14 protein-coding genes, 4 tRNA genes and 2 rRNA genes (1 of these 20 cut by a window edge) are annotated in these 21,621 nt (G+C 45.1%); 19 read left to right on the forward strand and 1 reads right to left on the reverse strand.

Annotated features, from left to right (window positions below):
- The 5 genes from SPEA_RS00890 to birA form a co-directional block, all read left to right on the forward strand.
- A 23S ribosomal RNA gene (locus tag SPEA_RS00890) occupies nt 1–2,375 on the forward strand (it extends 520 nt beyond the left edge of the window).
- Nucleotides 2,376–2,507: 132 nt separating this feature from the next.
- Nucleotides 2,508–2,623: ribosomal RNA gene (gene rrf, locus SPEA_RS00895) — 5S ribosomal RNA — on the forward strand.
- Nucleotides 2,624–2,723: 100 nt separating this feature from the next.
- A tRNA-Asp gene (locus tag SPEA_RS00900) sits at nt 2,724–2,800 on the forward strand.
- 606 nt (nt 2,801–3,406) lie between these two features.
- Complete coding sequence (murB, locus tag SPEA_RS00905; RefSeq protein ID WP_012153442.1) at nt 3,407–4,432, forward strand: UDP-N-acetylmuramate dehydrogenase; 1,026 nt, start codon at nt 3,407–3,409, stop codon at nt 4,430–4,432.
- Nucleotide 4,433: 1 nt separating this feature from the next.
- Complete coding sequence (gene birA / locus SPEA_RS00910; protein WP_012153443.1) at nt 4,434–5,396, forward strand: bifunctional biotin--[acetyl-CoA-carboxylase] ligase/biotin operon repressor BirA; 963 nt, start codon at nt 4,434–4,436, stop codon at nt 5,394–5,396.
- 32 nt (nt 5,397–5,428) lie between these two features.
- Here the strand turns inward: birA and coaA are convergent, their stop codons facing one another.
- Nucleotides 5,429–6,379 (reverse strand): type I pantothenate kinase, encoded by a 951-nt coding sequence (gene coaA / locus SPEA_RS00915; RefSeq protein WP_012153444.1) that lies wholly within the window; start codon nt 6,377–6,379, stop codon nt 5,429–5,431.
- 234 nt (nt 6,380–6,613) lie between these two features.
- Here coaA and SPEA_RS00920 point away from each other — a divergent pair.
- The 14 genes from SPEA_RS00920 (at nt 6,614) to rpsG (ending at nt 21,621) form a co-directional block, all read left to right on the forward strand.
- Nucleotides 6,614–6,689, forward strand: a tRNA-Thr gene (locus SPEA_RS00920).
- An 8-nt stretch (nt 6,690–6,697) separates the two neighbouring features.
- A tRNA-Tyr gene (locus tag SPEA_RS00925) sits at nt 6,698–6,782 on the forward strand.
- Between the two features lie 35 nt (nt 6,783–6,817).
- Nucleotides 6,818–6,891 (forward strand) — tRNA-Gly (locus tag SPEA_RS00930).
- A gap of 195 nt (nt 6,892–7,086) precedes the next feature.
- Nucleotides 7,087–8,271, forward strand: coding sequence for an elongation factor Tu (tuf, locus tag SPEA_RS00935; protein ID WP_012153445.1), 1,185 nt, complete (start codon nt 7,087–7,089; stop codon nt 8,269–8,271).
- A 289-nt stretch (nt 8,272–8,560) separates the two neighbouring features.
- On the forward strand, nt 8,561–8,932 hold the full coding sequence (gene secE, locus SPEA_RS00940) for a preprotein translocase subunit SecE (protein WP_012153446.1): 372 nt from the start codon (nt 8,561–8,563) through the stop codon (nt 8,930–8,932).
- A gap of 9 nt (nt 8,933–8,941) precedes the next feature.
- Complete coding sequence (gene nusG, locus SPEA_RS00945) at nt 8,942–9,493, forward strand: transcription termination/antitermination protein NusG (protein ID WP_012153447.1); 552 nt, start codon at nt 8,942–8,944, stop codon at nt 9,491–9,493.
- A 125-nt stretch (nt 9,494–9,618) separates the two neighbouring features.
- Entirely contained in the window at nt 9,619–10,047 is a 429-nt protein-coding gene (gene rplK, locus SPEA_RS00950; RefSeq protein ID WP_012153448.1) for a 50S ribosomal protein L11, read from the forward strand.
- Between the two features lie 4 nt (nt 10,048–10,051).
- A complete protein-coding gene (gene rplA / locus SPEA_RS00955) occupies nt 10,052–10,753 on the forward strand; it encodes a 50S ribosomal protein L1 (RefSeq protein ID WP_012153449.1) in 702 nt (233 codons plus the stop codon).
- A 267-nt stretch (nt 10,754–11,020) separates the two neighbouring features.
- The gene (rplJ, locus tag SPEA_RS00960) at nt 11,021–11,518 is read left to right on the forward strand and encodes a 50S ribosomal protein L10 (protein WP_012153450.1); all 498 of its coding nucleotides are present in this window, start codon (nt 11,021–11,023) and stop codon (nt 11,516–11,518) included.
- 56 nt (nt 11,519–11,574) lie between these two features.
- Nucleotides 11,575–11,940, forward strand: a complete 366-nt coding sequence (rplL, locus tag SPEA_RS00965) for a 50S ribosomal protein L7/L12 (RefSeq protein WP_012153451.1) — start codon at nt 11,575–11,577, stop codon at nt 11,938–11,940.
- Nucleotides 11,941–12,179: 239 nt separating this feature from the next.
- Complete coding sequence (gene rpoB, locus SPEA_RS00970) at nt 12,180–16,211, forward strand: DNA-directed RNA polymerase subunit beta (RefSeq protein WP_012153452.1); 4,032 nt, start codon at nt 12,180–12,182, stop codon at nt 16,209–16,211.
- Nucleotides 16,212–16,291: 80 nt separating this feature from the next.
- A complete protein-coding gene (gene rpoC / locus SPEA_RS00975) occupies nt 16,292–20,506 on the forward strand; it encodes a DNA-directed RNA polymerase subunit beta' (protein WP_012153453.1) in 4,215 nt (1,404 codons plus the stop codon).
- Between the two features lie 189 nt (nt 20,507–20,695).
- The gene (gene rpsL / locus SPEA_RS00980) at nt 20,696–21,070 is read left to right on the forward strand and encodes a 30S ribosomal protein S12 (protein ID WP_012153454.1); all 375 of its coding nucleotides are present in this window, start codon (nt 20,696–20,698) and stop codon (nt 21,068–21,070) included.
- Nucleotides 21,071–21,150: 80 nt separating this feature from the next.
- Nucleotides 21,151–21,621, forward strand: coding sequence for a 30S ribosomal protein S7 (gene rpsG / locus SPEA_RS00985; RefSeq protein WP_012153455.1), 471 nt, complete (start codon nt 21,151–21,153; stop codon nt 21,619–21,621).

Genomic DNA, 21,621 nt, shown 5'->3' on the forward strand with positions numbered 1-21,621 from the left:
AGTGGGAGCGGTTCTTGAGACCGTGACTGCGTACCTTTTGTATAATGGGTCAGCGACTTACATTTTGTAGCAAGGTTAAGCGAATAGCGGAGCCGTAGGGAAACCGAGTGTTAACTGCGCGTTTAGTTGCAAGGTGTAGACCCGAAACCGAGTGATCTAGCCATGGGCAGGTTGAAGATTGAGTAACATCAATTGGAGGACCGAACACACGTATGTTGAAAAATGCGGTGATGACTTGTGGCTGGGGGTGAAAGGCCAATCAAACTCGGAGATATCTGGTTCTCCTCGAAAGCTATTTAGGTAGCGCCTCGTACGAATACCATTGGGGGTAGAGCACTGTTAAGGCTAGGGGGTCATCCCGACTTACCAACCCTTTGCAAACTCCGAATACCAATGAGTACTATACGGGAGACACACGGCGGGTGCTAACGTCCGTCGTGAAAAGGGAAACAACCCAGACCATCAGCTAAGGTCCCAAAGTTATTGCTAAGTGGGAAACGATGTGGGAAGGCTTAGACAGCTAGGATGTTGGCTTAGAAGCAGCCATCATTTAAAGAAAGCGTAATAGCTCACTAGTCGAGTCGGCCTGCGCGGAAGATTTAACGGGGCTAAGCAATACACCGAAGCTATGGGTACTAGTGTTTACACTGGTGCGGTAGAGGAGCGTTCTGTAAGCCGTTGAAGGTGAAGGGGTAACCCACACTGGAGGTATCAGAAGTGCGAATGCTGACATGAGTAACGATAAAGGGGGTGAAAAACCCCCTCGCCGAAAGACCAAGGGTTCCTGTCCAACGTTAATCGGGGCAGGGTGAGTCGACCCCTAAGGCGAGGCCGAAAGGCGTAGTCGATGGGAAACGGGTTAATATTCCCGTACTTCTGCTAACTGCGATGGAGAGACGGAGAAGGCTAGGCTAGCGCGGCGTTGGTTGTCCGCGTTTAAGGTTGTAGGCTGTACACTTAGGCAAATCCGGGTGTACTTAAGGCTGAGAGCTGATGACGAGGTCCTAAGGGACTGAAGTAGTTGATGCCATGCTTCCAGGAAAATCTTCTAAGCTTCAGGTTAGCAGGAATCGTACCCCAAACCGACACAGGTGGTCGGGTAGAGAATACTAAGGCGCTTGAGAGAACTCGGCTGAAGGAACTAGGCAAAATGGTACCGTAACTTCGGGAGAAGGTACGCTCCTAGCGGTGATGAGACTTGCTCTCTAAGCTGCCGGGAGTCGCAGATACCAGGTGGCTGCAACTGTTTATCAAAAACACAGTACTGTGCAAACTCGCAAGAGGAAGTATACGGTATGACGCCTGCCCGGTGCCGGAAGGTTAATTGATTGGGTTATCTTCGGAGAAGCTCATGATCGAAGCCCCGGTAAACGGCGGCCGTAACTATAACGGTCCTAAGGTAGCCAAATTCCTTGTCGGGTAAGTTCCGACCTGCACGAATGGCGTAATGATGGCCACGCTGTCTCCAGCCGAGACTCAGTGAAGTTGAAATTGCGGTGAAGATGCCGTATACCCGCGGCTAGACGGAAAGACCCCGTGAACCTTTACTATAGCTTGGCACTGAACATTGAACCTACATGTGTAGGATAGGTGGGAGACTTTGAAGCTTCGTCGCTAGATGGAGTGGAGTCAATCTTGAAATACCACCCTTGTAGTTTTGATGTTCTAACCGCGGCCCCTGAATCGGGGTTCGGGACAGTGCCTGGTGGGTAGTTTGACTGGGGCGGTCTCCTCCCAAAGAGTAACGGAGGAGCACGAAGGTTGGCTAAGTACGGTCGGACATCGTACGGTTAGTGCAATGGCATAAGCCAGCTTAACTGCGAGACATACACGTCGAGCAGGTACGAAAGTAGGTCATAGTGATCCGGTGGTTCTGTATGGAAGGGCCATCGCTCAACGGATAAAAGGTACTCCGGGGATAACAGGCTGATACCGCCCAAGAGTTCATATCGACGGCGGTGTTTGGCACCTCGATGTCGGCTCATCACATCCTGGGGCTGAAGTCGGTCCCAAGGGTATGGCTGTTCGCCATTTAAAGTGGTACGCGAGCTGGGTTCAGAACGTCGTGAGACAGTTCGGTCCCTATCTGCCGTGGGCGTTGGATGATTGAAGGAAGCTGCTCCTAGTACGAGAGGACCGGAGTGGACGAACCGCTGGTGTTCGGGTTGTTATGCCAATAGCATTGCCCGGTAGCTACGTTCGGAATCGATAACCGCTGAAAGCATCTAAGCGGGAAGCGAGTCCTAAGATGAGTCATCCCTAGGAATTTAATTCCTCTAAAGAGCCGTTCGAGACTAGGACGTTGATAGGCAAGGTGTGTAAGCGTTGTGAGGCGTTGAGCTAACTTGTACTAATGACTCGTGAGGCTTAACCATACAACCCTAATGGGTTTTATGAGTTAACTATGTTTCTTATAGAAACCAGAATTAGAAAACACTTAATGTAGTGTGAACCCAATTTATTAAGACTTGCATAGCGAGTCCAGCTTTCTAAATTTACCAAATTTGTCTGGAAACCATAGAGTTGTGGCACCACCTGAATCCATTCCGAACTCAGAAGTGAAACGCAATATCGCCGATGGTAGTGTGGGGTCTCCCCATGTGAGAGTAGGTCATTTCCAGGCGCCAAACATTGCTTTACTCATAGAGAAAAGCGAGTCTCCTAGCCCTGACAAGCTAGCGACTTAAAAAGAATTTAGCATAATGCATAAGCAATTTGCTAAAGGAGCGGTAGTTCAGTTGGTTAGAATACCGGCCTGTCACGCCGGGGGTCGCGGGTTCGAGTCCCGTCCGCTCCGCCAACATAAAGATGAAAGCCTCTGCAGCAATGCAGAGGCTTTTTTCGTTTTGTAATATTTATTAATTTAGTCGTGACGTCGCGGATGAATCCGCCCCAGCTACGCTTCGCTTTGCGTTCGTAAGCTCACAGCTATCGCTGTACTCACCCACAAACATTACGATAAGCCCTGCTAGCAATAGCAGGGCTTTTTCGTATGTATCTTTCAGAGCAAAATTAAAGCGAAATGCGCACGCAGTTTGCTAAAGGAGCGGTAGTTCCAGTTGGTTAGACTCTTGACTAGAAATAGTCGGCCTGTCTCGCGTGCCGAAGGCATATGAGTTCGCCTCTTGATAAGAGCAAGTCCGCTTCGCCAGCATTACGATAAGCCCTGCTAGCAATAGCAGGGCTTTTTCGTGCCAGCAATTCATTGGGTCGCTTGTTTTTAGACGCTACCATCATTGTTGAGCTTAGCTTTTGCAGCAAATTCTAGATAGTCACTATTATCTTTAGTGCACTTCATGTTCGCTTTTCTTTCATTGTCCAATCGCTACTACTGGAGGCGTGCACGAAGCTTCTGCGAACCGCTTGTTTAGGCTACAATAGCTTTTTACCTGTCAACGATACTCAGATGCCAACCTGCCAATCATATTCATTACAACCTCATAATACGTTCGCGTTAGCGCATTCGTGTCGTCGATTAGTTCATGCGTCCTCTACCGCCCAGCTGGTTGAAGTCTGTCGTGAGCTATACCTTACTAAAGAGCCAATGCTGATTTTAGGTGGTGGTAGCAATATTATCCTTTGTGATGATTTCGAAGGTACGGTAGTGCTTGTTGAAACGAAAGGTATTGAAGTTTCAGAATCTGAAACTTACTACGATCTTTCGGTTGCTGCTGGAGAGAATTGGCACGATCTTGTTTGTTTTTGTTTAGCTAACGGCTTTCCAGGGTTAGAGAATTTAGCACTGATCCCTGGGACTGTTGGCGCAGCTCCTATTCAAAATATCGGCGCTTATGGTGTTGAACTATATGATTTTTGTAGTTGGGTTGAATATGTAGATCTGCACAAAGGCCAGCGAGTAAAATTACAGGCAGGTGACTGCGGTTTTGGTTACAGAGATTCTATTTTCAAACGTTGTTTATTAGGTAAGGCAATCATTACTCGAGTTGGACTTAAGTTGCCTAAAGCATGGACTCCGAAACTGGAATATGGGCCACTTAAAGCATTAAGCGGTACTGAAGTAACCCCGAAACAAGTTTTTGACTGTATTTGTGATACTAGAAAATCCAAGTTGCCGGATCCTAAAGACTTTGGCAATGCTGGCAGTTTTTTTAAAAACCCTGTTATTGATGATAAACAATTCGAAAGCTTGCTTGAGCGCTATCCAAGTATTGTGGGTTATTCAAATTCCTCAGGTAAAACTAAAGTTGCAGCAGGCTGGTTAATCGATTGTGCTGGCTTAAAAGGTTATCAAATTGGCGGTGCAGCAGTACACGAAAACCAAGCCTTGGTACTAATTAACAAATGTAATGCTACAAGTGAGGATGTGCTGTCACTCGCTAGATTTGTTGTTGATAAGATAAATGAAGTTTTTGGTATCCAACTAGAACCTGAGCCTAGAATGATTAGCGCTAATGGAGAGAGGAGTTTATAGCATGGTTGAGCAGTGGAGTCGCAAACGAGAAATCCTCTCAGAGCTAGCATCAGGGAAATTTGTATCTGGGGAAGCATTGGCATCAATTCTTGGTGTCTCTAGAACCGCAATCAGTAATCATATTGCAGCTTTAGAAGAGTATGGTGTCGATATCTACAGTGTTAAGGGCAAGGGTTACCGTCTAAATGGAACCCTCTCTTTGGTTGATGAGAGTGTCCTTAAGGCCCGAATTAGCAACCGATGCTTTTATTTCGATGAGATCCCAAGCACTAACGCTTTTATTTTAAAGCATGCAGAGGACTTGGTATCCGGTGATATCTGTATCGCTGAATATCAATCGGCTGGTAGGGGGCGAAGAGGGCGCGTCTGGGTATCTCCCTATGGTTGTCATCTGTATTTCTCTATGTACTGGCAGTTTCCTCAGGGAATGGCTCAGGCGATGGGATTGAGCTTGGTGGTAGCGTGTTCAATCGTTTCTGTTTTGCAGCAGCTAGATGTTGAAGGCGTTGGGGTCAAATGGCCCAATGATATCTATTTAAATAGTAAAAAGTTGGCTGGGGTGTTGATTGAGCTGAGTGGGCACACTGATAGCGAATGCAACTTAGTCATAGGCATAGGATTGAATATGGCTATGGGAGAACAGCATGCTGCAAAGATCGATCAGCCATGGAGTGATTTAACCGGGCTTGAGTGTGTTCCGGATAAAACTGAATTGCTGGTGTTATTGCAAAGGCAGTTACAACTTGATTTAACCCTGTTTCAAAAGTCAGGGCTTAAGCCGTTTCAACAGAGATGGAGCGCCGCAGATATATTCGAAGGGCAGCCAGTTAAGTTGCTTATTGGTAGCGATGAGATCCATGGTATTTACCGTGGCATCGACGAGCAGGGGGCGGTTGTGCTAGAGACGGCCTCTGGAAAACAGAGTTTTATTGGCGGTGAGATTAGCCTACGAAAGCTAGGCTAATCTAACAACTTAGACAATATAGAAACCGAATTCTATTTTCTCAAAAGGACTTGGTCCATCATATGGTCAGGTCCTTTTTGCAGAATAAGATGTGCTCTTTCTCGGGTGGGTAAAATATTTAAGGTTAAATTTGGTCCGTTAATCGTATCCCAAATATTAGAGGCTGTTGCGGTAGCCTCTTCATCCCCTAACTTAGAATAATGATGGAAATAAGAATTTTCAGAGCTAAATGCACCAGTTCTAAATTGTAAAAACCTGTCTATATACCATTTCTTTAATAGCGACTCATTGGCATCGACATATATCGAGAAGTCGACAAAATCAGAGACGAAAGGACGTTGTGTATCAACAGGTGAGTCTTGGCCTGTCTGTAACACATTGAGACCTTCTATAATCAAAATATCTGGTTGACGGATCCATTGCTGTTCATCTTGTATCCGGTCATAAGTTATATGCGAATAAATTGGTGCACTTACATTAGGCTCACCAGCTTTAATCGCTGAAATAAACTCCACTAACGCCTTCATATCGTAACTTTCTGGAAAGCCTTTACGTTGCAACAGGCCTCGTCTTTTTAGCTCGGATAATGGATATAAAAAGCCATCTGTAGTGATTAAGTCAACTTTTGGGTGTTCTGGCCAATGGCTTAGCAAAGCTTGCAAAATACGGGCTGTAGTACTTTTACCTACTGCAACACTGCCTGCAATACTAATAATATAGGGACGTTTGGGTGGGACGTGACCTAAGAACTCATTAAGTGCTAAGCCTCTTTGCTGTTTTGCGCCAACATTAAGGTTAAGTAGTCGGCTTAAAGGCAGATAAATATCGGTGACTTCAGATAAGGATATTTTTTCATTAATACCACGTAAATCTGCCAAATCATTTTCGCTAAGTGTTAAAGGAACTGATTCCCTTAGTCCTGACCACTGTAGGCGCTGAAATGCGAGGTAAAGAGCATTGTGAATTTGGTTTGGTTGCGACATTGCGAAGTTCTCCGTTCAGGAGGGCACAGTACACTATGGAATTATTATGAACAACTGCAATGAAGACGAGCCTGCTCGCTTTAAACACTAATTTGCTTTAAAAGCCTTAAAAGTGTACTCGAAAAGGCCTTAAAGCGTAAAAAATCATCGTTTGATAGGTTTTTTTAATAAAATTTCACTTTTGCTATTGCACTTAGGCGCACATTTCCATAATATCCGCTACCGAAATGACACGCCGGCATAGCTCAGTTGGTAGAGCAACTGACTTGTAATCAGTAGGTCCCGAGTTCGACTCTTGGTGCCGGCACCATTTTCTCTGGAGGGGTTCCCGAGTGGCCAAAGGGATCAGACTGTAAATCTGACGGCTCAGCCTTCGAAGGTTCGAATCCTTCTCCCTCCACCATATTCTAGGTAGTTAGGTAACCTGAAGTAGGTTCCGCGGATGTCGTATAATGGTATTACTCCAGCCTTCCAAGCTGATAACGCGGGTTCGATTCCCGCCATCCGCTCCAAAATCTTGCTGATAATACTTAATCAGTAGAAAGCACTCGGTCTCGAGTGCTTTTTTCCCGTTTAAGACTACCCATCAGCACCCTCCTGCTTCTCACATCCTGATTATCTTACTAACCGATTCGATGACATTTTATGCATCGGATTTTTTGCTATATGCAGTTTCATCACCAAATACTTTGGATTGGGGCAATACCATGGCTAAAGAAAAATTTGAACGCGTAAAACCACACGTAAACGTTGGTACCATTGGACACGTTGACCATGGTAAAACTACTCTAACTGCTGCTATCTCTTCGGTACTAACGAAGACTTACGGTGGTACTAAGCGTGATTTCGCACAGATCGATAACGCTCCAGAAGAGCGTGAGCGCGGTATTACAATTAATACTTCTCACATCGAATATGACACTCCATCACGTCACTACGCACACGTAGACTGTCCAGGTCACGCGGATTATGTTAAAAACATGATCACTGGTGCTGCACAGATGGACGGCGCTATTCTAGTAGTTGCTTCTACAGATGGTCCAATGCCACAAACTCGTGAGCACATCCTGCTTTCACGTCAGGTTGGCGTACCATTCATCATCGTATTCATGAACAAGTGTGACATGGTTGATGACGAAGAGCTTCTAGAGCTAGTAGAAATGGAAGTTCGTGAACTTCTATCTGAGTATGACTTCCCAGGTGATGACCTACCAGTTATCCAGGGTTCTGCTCTTAAAGCTCTTGAAGGCGAGCCAGAGTGGGAAGCTAAGATCCTTGAGCTAGCTGAAGCTCTAGATACTTACATTCCTGAGCCAGAGCGTGCTATCGATGGTGCATTCATTCTTCCAATCGAAGATGTATTCTCAATCGCTGGTCGTGGTACTGTTGTTACTGGTCGTGTAGAGCGCGGTATCATCAAAGTTGGTGAAGAAGTAGAAATCGTTGGTATCAAAGATACAACTAAGTCTACTTGTACTGGTGTTGAAATGTTCCGTAAGCTTCTTGACGAAGGTCGTGCTGGCGAGAACTGTGGTGTTCTTCTACGTGGTATCAAGCGTGAAGATGTTGAGCGTGGTCAAGTACTAGCTGCTCCAGGTTCAATCACTCCACACACTACTTTCAAGTCAGAAATCTATGTTCTGTCTAAAGAAGAAGGCGGACGTCACACTCCATTCTTCAAAGGCTACCGTCCACAGTTCTACTTCCGTACAACTGACGTAACCGGTACTATCGAATTGCCAGAAGGCGTTGAGATGGTAATGCCTGGTGACAACGTAGCTATGACTGTAACTCTAATCTGCCCAATCGCGATGGACGAAGGTTTACGCTTCGCTATCCGTGAAGGTGGTCGTACAGTTGGTGCTGGTGTTGTAGCTGAGATCGTTGCTTAATTAGCAACGAGTCTTAACTCGATACTGAAAAAGGCAGCTTAGGCTGCCTTTTTTGTTTTTATTGCATTTAGGTTTAATTTGTTAGTGAAGCTGGGCTTTGTATTCTTGCCAAATAAGTGGAATAAGAATACAATCTATGACCGATTTTTGAGTCGTTGATTATACTTAGTAAGAGTATATTTGGCGGTCGCCAGTTCGGATAGCGAGTCTGACTGAATTTTTCACTGAGCAAAATGCTATTTTTATAGTGTCACTTGACTCAGAACGTAGTGAGTAACGGAATTAACCGATGACAACAAATACTGAAAGCCAGGGTAACTCTCTGGATATCGTAAAGTGGGGCCTAGTCGTAATCTTGTTGGCTGCTGCAATTATTGGCAATCAATATTTTAATGAAGCAAGTGTCGTTGTTCGCGCCCTTGGTGTAATAGTGACTTTTGCCATTGCTGGTTTCATCGCGTTGCAAACAGAAAAAGGCAAGCAAGCTTTAACTTTTGCTCGTGAATCACAGATTGAAGTTCGTAAAGTGGTTTGGCCAACGCGTCAAGAAGCACTCAATACAACTTTCATTGTATTAGCTGCAACAGCCGTTTTAGGTTTAATCCTTTGGGGCTTAGACGCAGTATTGCTTAGAATTGTTAATTTTATTACAGGCGTATAGGCATTAAGTATGACTGAAGCTACTGAAGCTAAAAAGAGATGGTATGTTATTCAAGCGTTTTCCGGCTATGAAGGCCGTGTATGTAAAACTTTGCTTGAACATATCAGAATGCACGAAATGGAAAACTACTTTGGTGAGGTGCTAGTTCCTACTGAAGAAGTGGTTGAAATGCGTGCAGGCCAACGTCGTAAGAGCGAACGTAAATTTTTCCCTGGCTATGTACTAGTACAGATGGAAATGAATGATGAAAGCTGGCACTTGGTTAAGAGTATTCCACGTGTAATGGGCTTCATCGGTGGTACGTCTGATCGTCCTGCCCCTATTTCTGATAAAGAAGCTGATGCAATTCTTCAGCGTCTTCAAGAAACTACAGAGTCTCCAACGCACCGCGTTATGTTTGAGCCTGGTGAAGTTGTTCGTGTTAATGACGGACCTTTTGCCGACTTCAACGGTACTGTTGAAGAAGTGGATTATGAGAAGAACCGCGTTAAGGTTTCTGTGATGATCTTCGGTCGCTCGACTCCTGTTGAACTTGATTTTAGTCAGATTGAAAAAAGCTGATTAAATAAAGCGCAAATTTTATTTGAAATGGGTGTGAATTTATATATAATTCGCACCCATATTTTTCGGGGAGCTGTTCAGCATAGTGCTGATAGCGTTTGTACCCAAACTTGAGGAAATGTCTCATGGCAAAGAAAGTTGATGGTTACATCAAACTGCAAGTCGCAGCCGGTGCTGCAAACCCGTCGCCACCAGTAGGCCCAGCATTGGGTCAGAAAGGTGTTAACATCATGGAATTCTGTAAAGCATTCAACGCTCGTACTGAAAAGTTCGAGAAAGGTATGCCAATTCCTGTAGTTATCACTGTTTACTCTGATCGCTCTTTCACTTTCGAAACTAAGACTCCACCTGCGTCTTTCCTTCTGCTTAAAGCAGCTGGTCTGAAATCAGGTTCTGGCCGTCCTAACACGGAAAAAGTGGGAACTATCAAGCGTAGCGCTGTCCAGGAAATTGCTGAGACTAAAGCCGCTGATATGACTGGTGCTGATATTGAAGCGATGACTCGCTCAATTGAAGGTACTGCGCGTTCAATGGGTTTGGTAGTAGAGGACTAATATAATGGCAAAGCTAACTAAACGCGCTCGTCTAATTCGCGAGAAAGTTGAAGCGACTAAAAGCTACGACATCAATGAAGCTGTTGCACTACTTAAAGAACTAGCTACTGCTAAGTTCCTTGAAAGTGTTGACGTTGCGGTTAACCTTGGTGTTGATCCACGTAAATCTGACCAAAACGTTCGTGGCGCTACTGTGCTACCACACGGTACTGGTCGTGATGTACGTGTTGCTGTGTTCACTCAAGGTGCTAACGCTGAAGCTGCTAAAGAAGCTGGTGCTGAGCTTGTTGGTATGGACGAGCTTGCTGCGCAAATTAAAGCTGGCGAAATGAACTTCGACGTAGTTATCGCATCTCCTGATGCAATGCGCGTTGTTGGTATGTTAGGTCAAATCTTAGGCCCACGTGGTCTTATGCCTAACCCAAAAACTGGTACTGTAACGCCAAACGTTGCTGAAGCAGTTAAGAACGCTAAAGCGGGTCAAGTACGCTACCGTAACGATAAGAACGGTATCATCCACACTACTATCGGTAAAGTGGACTTCGAACCAGCTCAACTTAAAGAAAACTTAGAAGCACTACTTGGCGCACTTAAAAAAGCCAAGCCAGCTGCAGCTAAAGGCGTTTTCATTAAGAAAGTAAGCATCTCTACCACTATGGGTGCAGGTGTTGCGGTTGACCAGGGTACTCTGGACGACGCAAAGTAAATTTACAACGGGTGCGTATTAGTCTATAATGCGCGCACTTTGTAGGGTTGGGGCTGTGATTTATCCTTTTAGGTTAATAAACAGTCTCCGTCCAAGACCGTAGGTGTTTGTTCAAGTAACTAACTTAATTTCCTGCGTAGACGGTGTCGGACCCAGATAGATTTTTGTCTGCTGGAATTTTTCGCGCCGTAAGTCGCTAAGTATCTTTGATATTTAGCATGGTAATTGCTAGGGAGTTTTCCCTAGATAGAATCCAGGAGTATACCAATGGCGTTAGGACTCGAAGACAAAAAAGCGATTGTTGCTGAAGTCAACGAAGCTGCCAAAGGTGCTTTATCTGCAGTAGTAGCCGATTCTCGCGGTGTTACTGTAGCTAATATGACCGGACTGCGTAAAGCGGCTCGTGAAGCAGGAGTGTACATTCGTGTTGTACGTAATACTCTTGTTAAACGTGCTGTTGCTGGTACTGATTTTGAGTGCCTAAGCGATACGTTTACTGGTCCTACTTTGATTGCATTCTCTTCTGAGCACCCAGGTGCAGCTGCGCGTCTTCTAAAAGATTTCGCTAAAGCGCAAGAGAAATTTGAAATCAAAGCAGCAGCCTTTGAAGGGGAATTAATCCCTGCAGAAAATATTGATCGTTTAGCAAAACTACCAACTTACGAAGAAGCACTAGCTCAGTTCATGATGACTCTAAAAGAAGCATCTGCTGGCAAGTTCGTTCGTACATTGGCCGCTCTACGCGATCAGAAAGAAGCAGCTTAATAATTTTATTAGCCGCTTAATTAAAATTGAATTCAGTACAATTAGGAATTTTTGTTATGTCTATCACTAAAGACCAAATCTTAGAAGCCCTTGCAGCAATGTCTGTAATGGAAGTTGTTGAACTAATCGAAGCAATGGAAGAGAAGTTCGGCGTTTCTGCTGCTGCTGCTGTTGTTTCAGGTGGTAGCGATGCTGCTGCTGCTGAAGAGAAAACAGAATTCGACGTAGTTCTTACTTCTCACGGCGACAACAAAGTTGCAGTAATTAAAGCTCTTCGCGCTGCTACAGGTCTAGGCCTGAAAGAAGCAAAAGGCATGGCTGAATCTGCTCCAGTAGCAGTTAAAGAAGCTATCTCTAAAGAAGAAGCTGAAGCTCTTAAAGCTGATCTAGAAGCGGCTGGTGCTGCAGTAGAGATCAAGTAAGTTATACTATAACTTACAACCTCCCGAGTAATCGGGTGGAGGCTGGCGGTTTTTTAACCGTCGGCCTTTTTTGCGCTGTATGCGCAGGCGATTTTTTTTTCACCGTTTATCGCCAGATTTCGCAGTTCCTAGCAGAGATTACTGGTTAGGTTCTTGCTTTCAACGGTGATGGGCAAACGCGCTGTTTCAACAGTTAAGTTGAATCAGTCTTGGTCACATCTCGCAATCAGAGGAAACCCATGGTTTACTCCTATTCTGAAAAGAAGCGTATTCGCAAAGACTTTGGTAAACGTCCACGTGTTTTGGATATTCCTTACCTTTTGTCAATCCAGTTGGACTCTTTTAAGAAGTTCACCGATCAAGATCCTACAGGTGAGCGTGGCTTTGAAGCTGCCTTCCGTAGCGTTTTTCCCATCAAGAGCTTTTCTGGTAATTCTGAGCTGCAATATGTCAGCTATAAACTAGGCGAGCCTGTTTTTGATGTGAAAGAGTGTCAAATCCGCGGTGTTACATACTCTGCACCACTACGCGTTAAATTGCGTATGGTACTGTATGACCGTGAAGCGGCACCTGGCACAGTAAAAGACATCAAAGAACAAGAAGTCTATATGGGGGATATCCCTCTTATGACTGACAACGGTACCTTTGTTATCAATGGTACTGAGCGTGTAATCGTATCTCAGCTACACCGTAGCCCGGGCGTATTCTTTGATCATGACCGTGGTAAAACCCACTCTTCAGGTAAGGTGCTGTATAACGCACGTATTATTCCTTACCGTGGTTCATGGTTAGACTTTGAATTCGATCCGAAAGATGCACTGTTTGTTCGTATTGACCGCCGTCGTAAGTTAGCGGCATCGATCATTCTGCGCGCTTTAGATTATTCAACTCAAGATATCCTTGACCTGTTCTTCGATCGCGTCAACTTTAAGATCAAGAAAGATTCACTAGTAATGGATCTTGTTGCTGACCGCCTACGTGGCGAAACAGCAAGCTATGATATTAAAGACGCTGAAGGCACTGTTCTTGTTGAGAAGGGTCGTCGCATCACTGCACGTCACATTCGTCAACTTGAAAAGACAAACACAACTGAGCTTGAAGTGCCAGTTGAGTACATCGCTGGTAAGATTTCTGGACAAGATTATATCGATCCAGATACAGGCGAAGTATTGGTTTCTGCAAACGCAGACATCAGCCTAGAAGATCTAGCTAAGCTATCAATGGCTGGCATCAAAGAGATCAGCACTCTGTATATCAATGAACTTGATAACGGTGCCTACATCTCTGACACACTACGTATTGATTCAACAACTAACCGCCTTGAAGCGCTAGTTGAAATCTACCGTATGATGCGTCCTGGTGAGCCACCAACCAAAGATGCAGCAGAAGCACTATTCAACAACCTATTCTTCAGCGAAGAACGTTATGACCTTTCAAAAGTAGGTCGTATGAAGTTCAATCGTCGTCTAAGCATTGATGACGATGAAGGTACTGGTATTCTTTCTAAAGAAGATATCGTTGCCGTGATGAAGAACATCATCGCAATCCGTAACGGTTTCGACGAAGTGGATGATATCGATCATCTAGGTAACCGTCGTATTCGTAGTGTTGGCGAAATGGCTGAAAACCAGTTCCGTGTTGGTCTAGTTCGTGTTGAACGTGCCGTACGTGAGCGTTTAAGCCTTGGCGATCTAAATGAGCTAATGCCTCAAGATTTGATCAACGCTAAGCCAATCTCTGCAGCTGTTAAAGAATTCTTTGGCTCTTCACAGCTTTCACAGTTCATGGACCAAAACAACCCATTGTCAGAAGTGACGCATAAGCGTCGTATCTCTGCTCTAGGTCCTGGTGGTCTAACGCGTGAACGTGCTGGTTTCGAAGTTCGAGACGTACATCCGACTCACTATGGTCGTCTATGTCCAATCGAAACGCCAGAAGGTCCAAACATTGGTTTGATCAACTCGTTGTCAACCTTTGCTCGTACCAACAACTATGGTTTCCTTGAAACACCTTACCGTAAGGTTATCGATGGTGTGGTTACTGATGAGGTAGATTACCTTTCAGCAATCGAAGAAGGCCGTTACGTTATTGCACAGGCTATCGTTCAGTTAGATGAGAACGGTCGCATGATGGACGAGTTAATTGCTTGTCGTCATAAAGGTGATTCAACCTTTATGGGTGCAGCTGACATCCAGTACATGGACGTTTCACCACAGCAGATTATTTCTGTTGCGGCGTCACTAATTCCGTTCCTGGAACACGATGATGCTAACCGTGCATTGATGGGTGCGAACATGCAACGTCAGGCAGTTCCAACACTAAAGGCCGATAAGCCATTAGTTGGTACTGGTATTGAGCGTACACTTGCTGTTGACTCAGGCGTGGTAGTTGCTGCTAAACGTGGTGGTTATGTTGACTACGTTGATGCGAGCCGTATCGTTGTTAAAGTTAACGAAGCTGAGCTAACTCCAGGCGAAGCGGGTATCGATATCTACAACTTGACCAAATACACGCGTTCTAACCAGAACACTTGTATTAACCAGCGTCCTTGTTGTTCTGTTGGTGACCCAATTGTTCGTGGCGACGTTCTTGCTGATGGCCCATCTACCGACTTAGGTGATTTGGCTCTTGGTCAGAACATGCGTATCGCGTTCATGCCTTGGAACGGTTACAACTTCGAAGATTCGATCTTAATCTCTGAGCGTGTAGCTCAGGAAGACCGTTTCACAACTATCCACATTCAAGAGCTTTCATGTATCGCTCGTGATACTAAGTTGGGTAGTGAAGAGATCACAGCTGATATTCCAAACGTTGGTGAGTCTGCGCTTTCTAAGCTAGATGAATCAGGTATCGTTTATATCGGTGCAGAAGTTAAGGGTGGTGACATCCTAGTTGGTAAAGTAACACCTAAAGGTGAAACTCAGCTGACTCCAGAAGAGAAACTTCTCCGTGCAATCTTCGGCGAAAAAGCCTCTGACGTTAAAGACAGCTCACTACGCGTACCTAACTCTGTTAAAGGTACTATCATCGACGTACAAGTATTTACTCGTGACGGCGTTGAGAAAGACAAGCGTGCTGTAGAAATTGAAGAGATGCATATCGCCCAGGCGAAGAAGGATTTGACTGAAGAGTTCCAAATTCTTGAAGATGGTGTTATCGGTCGTGCTCGCAACCTATTAATTGGTGCTGGTTTCGATGAAGCCCAACTTGCTGCAATTCCACGTTCACAATTGTTGGTTCAAACCATCGATGATGAAGTTAAGCAAACTGAGCTAGAACAACTAGCTGAGCAAGCGGAAGAGCTAAAAGCCGATTTCGATAAGAAGTTTGAAATCAAGCGTCGTAAGATCACTCAAGGTGATGACTTAGCACCTGGCGTACTTAAGATCGTTAAGGTTTACCTAGCGGTTAAGCGTACTATCCAGCCTGGTGATAAGATGGCGGGTCGTCATGGTAACAAGGGTGTAATCTCTAAGATTTGTCCTGTTGAAGACATGCCATACGACGAAAAGGGTAACCCAGTAGATATCGTATTGAATCCACTAGGTGTACCTTCACGTATGAACATCGGTCAGGTACTTGAAGTTCATATGGGTGCTGCAGCGAAAGGCATCGGTAATCGTATTACTGAGATGCTGGAAGAGCAGCGCGAATTGGCAGAACTTCGCGGATACATCAAGCAGGTTTATGAACTAGGTGACGAAGTAATTCAAAAAGTCGACATCGATTCATTTACTGATGATGAAATCTTGCGTCTTGCTAAAAACCTAAAAGGCGGTGTACCGATTGCTACACCTGCGTTTGATGGCGCCAAAGAGAAAGAGATCAAGCAGATGCTTGAGCTTGCAGGCTTGCCACAATCTGGTCAGTTAACACTGATTGATGGTCGTACTGGTAACGAATTTGAGCGTAAGGTAACCGTTGGTTACATGTATATGCTTAAGCTTAACCACTTGGTTGACGACAAGATGCACGCTCGTTCTACGGGTTCGTACAGTCTTGTTACTCAGCAGCCATTGGGTGGTAAAGCACAGTTCGGTGGTCAGCGTTTCGGTGAGATGGAAGTATGGGCACTTGAAGCTTACGGTGCAGCATATACCCTTCAGGAAATGCTAACTGTTAAGTCAGATGATGTTAACGGTCGTACTCAGATGTATAAGAACATCGTCGACGGTAACCATCAGATGCAACCAGGTATGCCTGAATCTTTCAACGTATTGTTGAAAGAGATCCGTTCACTTGGTATCAACATTGAGTTAGATACTAAGTAAAACAGGTTACCGCCTCTATTTGGCAAAATCGGTGCTCTGCATATGCGGAGCACCTGATTTAACTCCTTCAGGAGAGAAACGTGAAAGATTTATTAAAGTTTCTGAAACAGCAAAGCAAGACTGAAGAATTTGAAGGTATTAAGATTGGCCTAGCGTCGCCAGACTTAATCCGTTCTTGGTCTTTTGGTGAAGTTAAGAAGCCAGAAACCATTAACTACCGTACATTTAAGCCTGAGCGTGAAGGTTTATTCTGTGCGCGTATTTTTGGTCCAGTAAAAGATTATGAATGTTTATGCGGTAAGTATAAGCGTCTTAAGCACCGTGGTGTGATCTGTGAAAAGTGTGGCGTTGAAGTTACACAGACTAAAGTACGTCGTGAGCGTATGGGTCACATCGATCTTGCTAGCCCAGTTGCACACATTTGGTTCTTGAAGTCACTTCCGTCTCGTATCGGTTTGATGCTAGACATGACTCTACGTGATATCGAACGTGTACTTTACTTCGAATCATTCGTAGTAATCGAGCCTGGCATGACCAGTCTTGAACGCGGTCAAATGCTAACAGAAGAAAACTATCTGGATGCATTGGAAGAGTACGGTGATGAATTCGACGCTAAGATGGGTGCTGAAGCAGTTCTAGAATTGCTACGTGCTATCGAGCTTGAGAAAGAAATTGAGATGATGCGCGAAGAACTGCCATCTATCAATTCTGAAACTCGTCGCAAGAAGGTCACTAAGCGTCTTAAGCTTATTGAGGCATTCTTCACTTCAGGTAACAAGCCTGAGTGGATGATCCTTAAAGTGCTACCGGTTCTGCCACCAGATCTACGCCCTCTAGTTCCACTAGATGGCGGACGTTTTGCTACCTCTGATTTGAACGACCTTTACCGTCGTGTAATCAACCGTAACAACCGTCTAAAGCGTCTGTTAGATCTAGCTGCTCCAGATATCATCGTACGTAACGAAAAGCGTATGTTGCAAGAATCTGTTGATGCGCTATTAGATAACGGTCGTCGTGGTCGTGCTATTACAGGTTCTAACAAGCGTCCGCTTAAATCTTTGGCCGATATGATCAAAGGTAAGCAAGGTCGTTTCCGTCAGAACTTGCTAGGTAAGCGTGTTGACTATTCTGGTCGTTCGGTAATTACCGTAGGTCCAACTTTACGTCTACACCAGTGTGGTCTTCCTAAGAAGATGGCACTTGAGCTATTTAAGCCATTCATCTATGGCAAGCTAGAAGGTCGTGGCTTAGCTACAACTATTAAAGCTGCTAAGAAGATGGTTGAGCGCGAAGTTCCAGAAGTATGGGACGTGCTAGATGACGTGATCCGCGAACACCCAGTGATGCTTAACCGTGCACCAACACTGCACAGACTAGGTATCCAGGCATTTGAGCCAGTACTAATCGAAGGTAAAGCGATTCAGCTTCACCCGTTGGTTTGTGCGGCATACAACGCCGACTTCGACGGTGACCAAATGGCTGTTCACGTGCCACTAACGCTAGAAGCGCAGTTAGAAGCACGTTCACTAATGATGTCTACCAACAATATCCTTTCACCTGCAAACGGTGAGCCGGTGATCACACCGTCACAGGACGTTGTATTGGGTCTTTACTACACTAGCCGTGAGCGTATTAACGGCAAGGGTGAAGGCATGGCATTCTCTGATGTGGCTGAAGCTGAAAAAGCTTACCGCACAGGTGTGGCTGAGCTACATGCTCGCGTTAAGGTACGTATTACTGAAACTGCGACCAATGAAGCTGGCGAAAAAGTGAAGACACGTCGTATCGTTGATACAACGGTTGGTCGTGCATTGCTTTCACAGATCCTGCCTAAAGGTCTTTCTTATGATTTGGTTAACCAAAACATGGGTAAGAAGCAGATCTCTAAGCTATTGAACACTTGTTACCGTCAACTAGGTCTTAAAGATACAGTTATCTTTGCTGACCAATTGATGTATACCGGTTTCCATTTTGCAACTATATCGGGTGCCTCTGTAGGTATTGACGATATGGTTATTCCAGATGAGAAATACACCTTAGTTGCTGATGCTGAAGCGGAAGTTCTTGAAATTCAAGAGCAGTTCCAATCAGGTCTAGTAACAGCTGGTGAGCGTTACAACAAAGTAATCGATATCTGGGCAAGCGCGAACGAAAAAGTGTCTAAAGCGATGATGGCTAACCTGTCTAAAGAGACAGTTGTTAACCGTGATGGCGTTGAAGAACAACAAGAATCGTTCAACAGCATCTACATGATGGCCGACTCAGGCGCTCGTGGTAGTGCTGCACAGATTCGTCAGTTGGCCGGTATGCGTGGTCTGATGGCTAAGCCAGATGGCTCAATCATCGAAACCCCAATTGTGGCTAACTTCCGTGAAGGTCTAAACGTATCTCAGTACTTTATTTCTACTCACGGTGCGCGTAAAGGTCTTGCGGATACGGCATTGAAGACAGCTAACTCTGGTTACCTGACTCGTCGTCTAGTAGACGTTGCTCAAGATTTAGTTGTAATCGAAGATGACTGTGGAACGTTCGAAGGTCTAACTATGAAGCCGCTTATTGAAGGTGGTGATGTAGTTGAGCCGTTACGTGAACGTGTTCTAGGTCGTGTTGTTGCACAAGATGTGTTCAAGCCTGGTACTGAAGAAGTACTTGTGCCACGCAACACGCTTCTTGACGAAGCATGGTGTGACATTGTTGAAGACAACTCTATCGATGAAATGATTGTTCGCTCAGTAATTAGCTGTGATACAGACTTCGGTGTGTGTAAAGCTTGTTACGGTCGTGATTTGGCTCGTGGCCATATCATTAACCAAGGTGAAGCGATTGGTGTTGTTGCTGCTCAGTCAATTGGTGAGCCAGGAACACAGCTTACGATGCGTACTTTCCACATCGGTGGTGCGGCATCTCGAGCTTCAGCTGAGAACAACGTTCAAGTTAAGAACTCTGGTACACTTAAGTTACACAACGCTAAGTATGTAACTAATAGTAACGGTAAGCTTGTAATCGTATCTCGTTCTTCTGAGCTAGCTATCATTGATGAGCTAGGTCGTGAGAAAGAGCGTTATAAGGTTCCTTACGGTACTGTCCTAGAGAAATTGGAAGATGACGGTGTATCTGCTGGCGAAATTATCGCTAAGTGGGATCCGCATACTCACCCAATTATTTCTGAAGTAGCGGGTAGTATCAAGTTCGTAGATATGATTGAAGGTGTCACTATGACACGTCAAACAGACGAACTAACTGGTCTTTCTTCAATCGTAGTGCTTGAAGTTGGTCAACGTCCAACAGCTGGTAAAGAGATGCGTCCTATGATCCGTCTTGTTGCTGCTGATGGTGGCGACTTGATGATTCCTGGTACTGAAGTACCAGCGCAATACTTCTTGCCAGGTCATGCGATTGTTAACCTTGACGATAACGCACCAATTAACGTTGGTGATGCATTAGCACGTATTCCTCAAGAATCTTCGAAGACCCGCGATATTACCGGTGGTCTACCACGCGTAGCTGACTTGTTCGAAGCGCGTAAGCCAAAAGAGCCTGCAATTCTTGCTGAAGTATCGGGTACTATCTCGTTCGGTAAAGAAACCAAAGGTAAGCGTCGTCTAGTTATCACCCCAGCTGATGGTGGTGAGCACTATGAAGAGATGATTCCTAAGTGGCGTAACCTTAACGTGTTCGAAGGTGAAAAAGTTGAACGCGGTGAAGTTATTGCCGATGGTCCAGAAGCTGCTCACGACATTCTACGTCTACGTGGTATCCACAATGTGGCTAACTACATCGTGAATGAAGTACAGGACGTTTACCGTCTACAGGGCGTTAAGATCAACGATAAGCACATTGAGGTGATCATTCGCCAGATGCTGCGTAAGTGTGAGATCGTAGACGCTGGTGACAGTGAATTCCTACCGGGTGAACAAGCTGAAGTCTCTCGTGTTAAGATCGCTAACCGCGAACTTGAAGCACAGGGTAAGCAGCCTGCGACATTCGAACGTGAACTTCTTGGTATCACTAAGGCGTCACTTGCGACTGAATCGTTCATCTCTGCAGCATCGTTCCAGGAGACCACTCGTGTTCTTACTGAAGCGGCTGTTGGCGGAAAGAGCGATAAGTTACGTGGTCTGAAAGAAAACGTAATTGTTGGTCGTCTAATCCCTGCTGGTACGGGTTACTCATACCACCAGAAGCGTGCTGAAGCTGCAGCTAAACCTGCTGCTACAGAAGCACCAGCGATTAGCGCGAGTGAAGCTGAGCAGAACCTTGCGGATCTTCTAAATCTAGCTGGAAGCAACGATTAATCGGTGTTGAAAAGTAAATAGATTGTAAAAAAGGCGCTTTAAGCGCCTTTTTTTTACTTTAAATCGGTTAAAAGTTGTCTATTTCTTGACAGATAGACCATACACTTCTAAAATTTCGCGTCCCACACCTGTGGGATATAGATTTTTCACACCTTACTGTTGATTTAGTCAACTGATTCGGAGCTATACATGGCAACTGTAAACCAGTTGGTACGTAAGCCTCGCGCACCGAAAGTCGATAAGACTAACGTTCCTGCGCTAGCTGCGTGTCCACAAAAACGTGGTGTTTGTACTCGCGTATACACTACTACACCAAAAAAACCTAACTCTGCACTACGTAAAGTAGCTCGTGTGCGTCTAACTAACGGTTTCGAAGTAACTTCGTACATCGGCGGTGAAGGCCACAACCTGCAGGAACACAGCGTAATTCTAATCCGTGGCGGTCGTGTAAAAGACTTACCGGGTGTGCGTTACCACACTGTACGCGGCGCATTAGACTGTGCTGGTGTAAGTGAGCGCCGTCAAGGCCGTTCTAAGTACGGTGCTAAGCGTCCTAAGTCTTAACGTTTTCCGTTAAGTAAGGCCAAGCTAGTTTTTATTGAGATTCCAGTTTTGGGGTCCCTGAAGCATACGGAGAAATTGTTATGCCAAGACGTCGCGTTGTAGGACAACGTAAAATCCTACCAGATCCAAAGTTCAAAAGTGAGTTGCTGGCTAAGTTCATCAACGTCATCATGCAGGACGGCAAAAAGTCGACTGCAGAAAAAATTATCTACAAGGCACTAGATACTGCGTCTGAAAAGAAAGGCGAAGATCATTTAGTAATCCTTGAAGCAGCCCTGGACAACGTACGTCCATCAGTCGAGGTTAAATCTCGTCGTGTTGGTGGTTCTACTTACCAGGTACCATGTGAAGTTCGTCCAGTGCGTCGTAACGCACTAGCGATGCGCTGGTTGGTTGAAGCTGCACGTAAGCGTGGTGAAAAATCTATGGCTTTACGTCTAGCAGGTGAAATGTTAGACGCATCTGAAAACAAAGGTACTGCTGTTAAGAAGCGCGAAGACGTGCATCGTATGGCAGAAGCAAACAAAGCGTTTGCTCATTACCGCTGGTAA

It is taken from the genome of Shewanella pealeana ATCC 700345, from assembly GCF_000018285.1.
GTDB lineage: Bacteria > Pseudomonadota > Gammaproteobacteria > Enterobacterales > Shewanellaceae > Shewanella > Shewanella pealeana.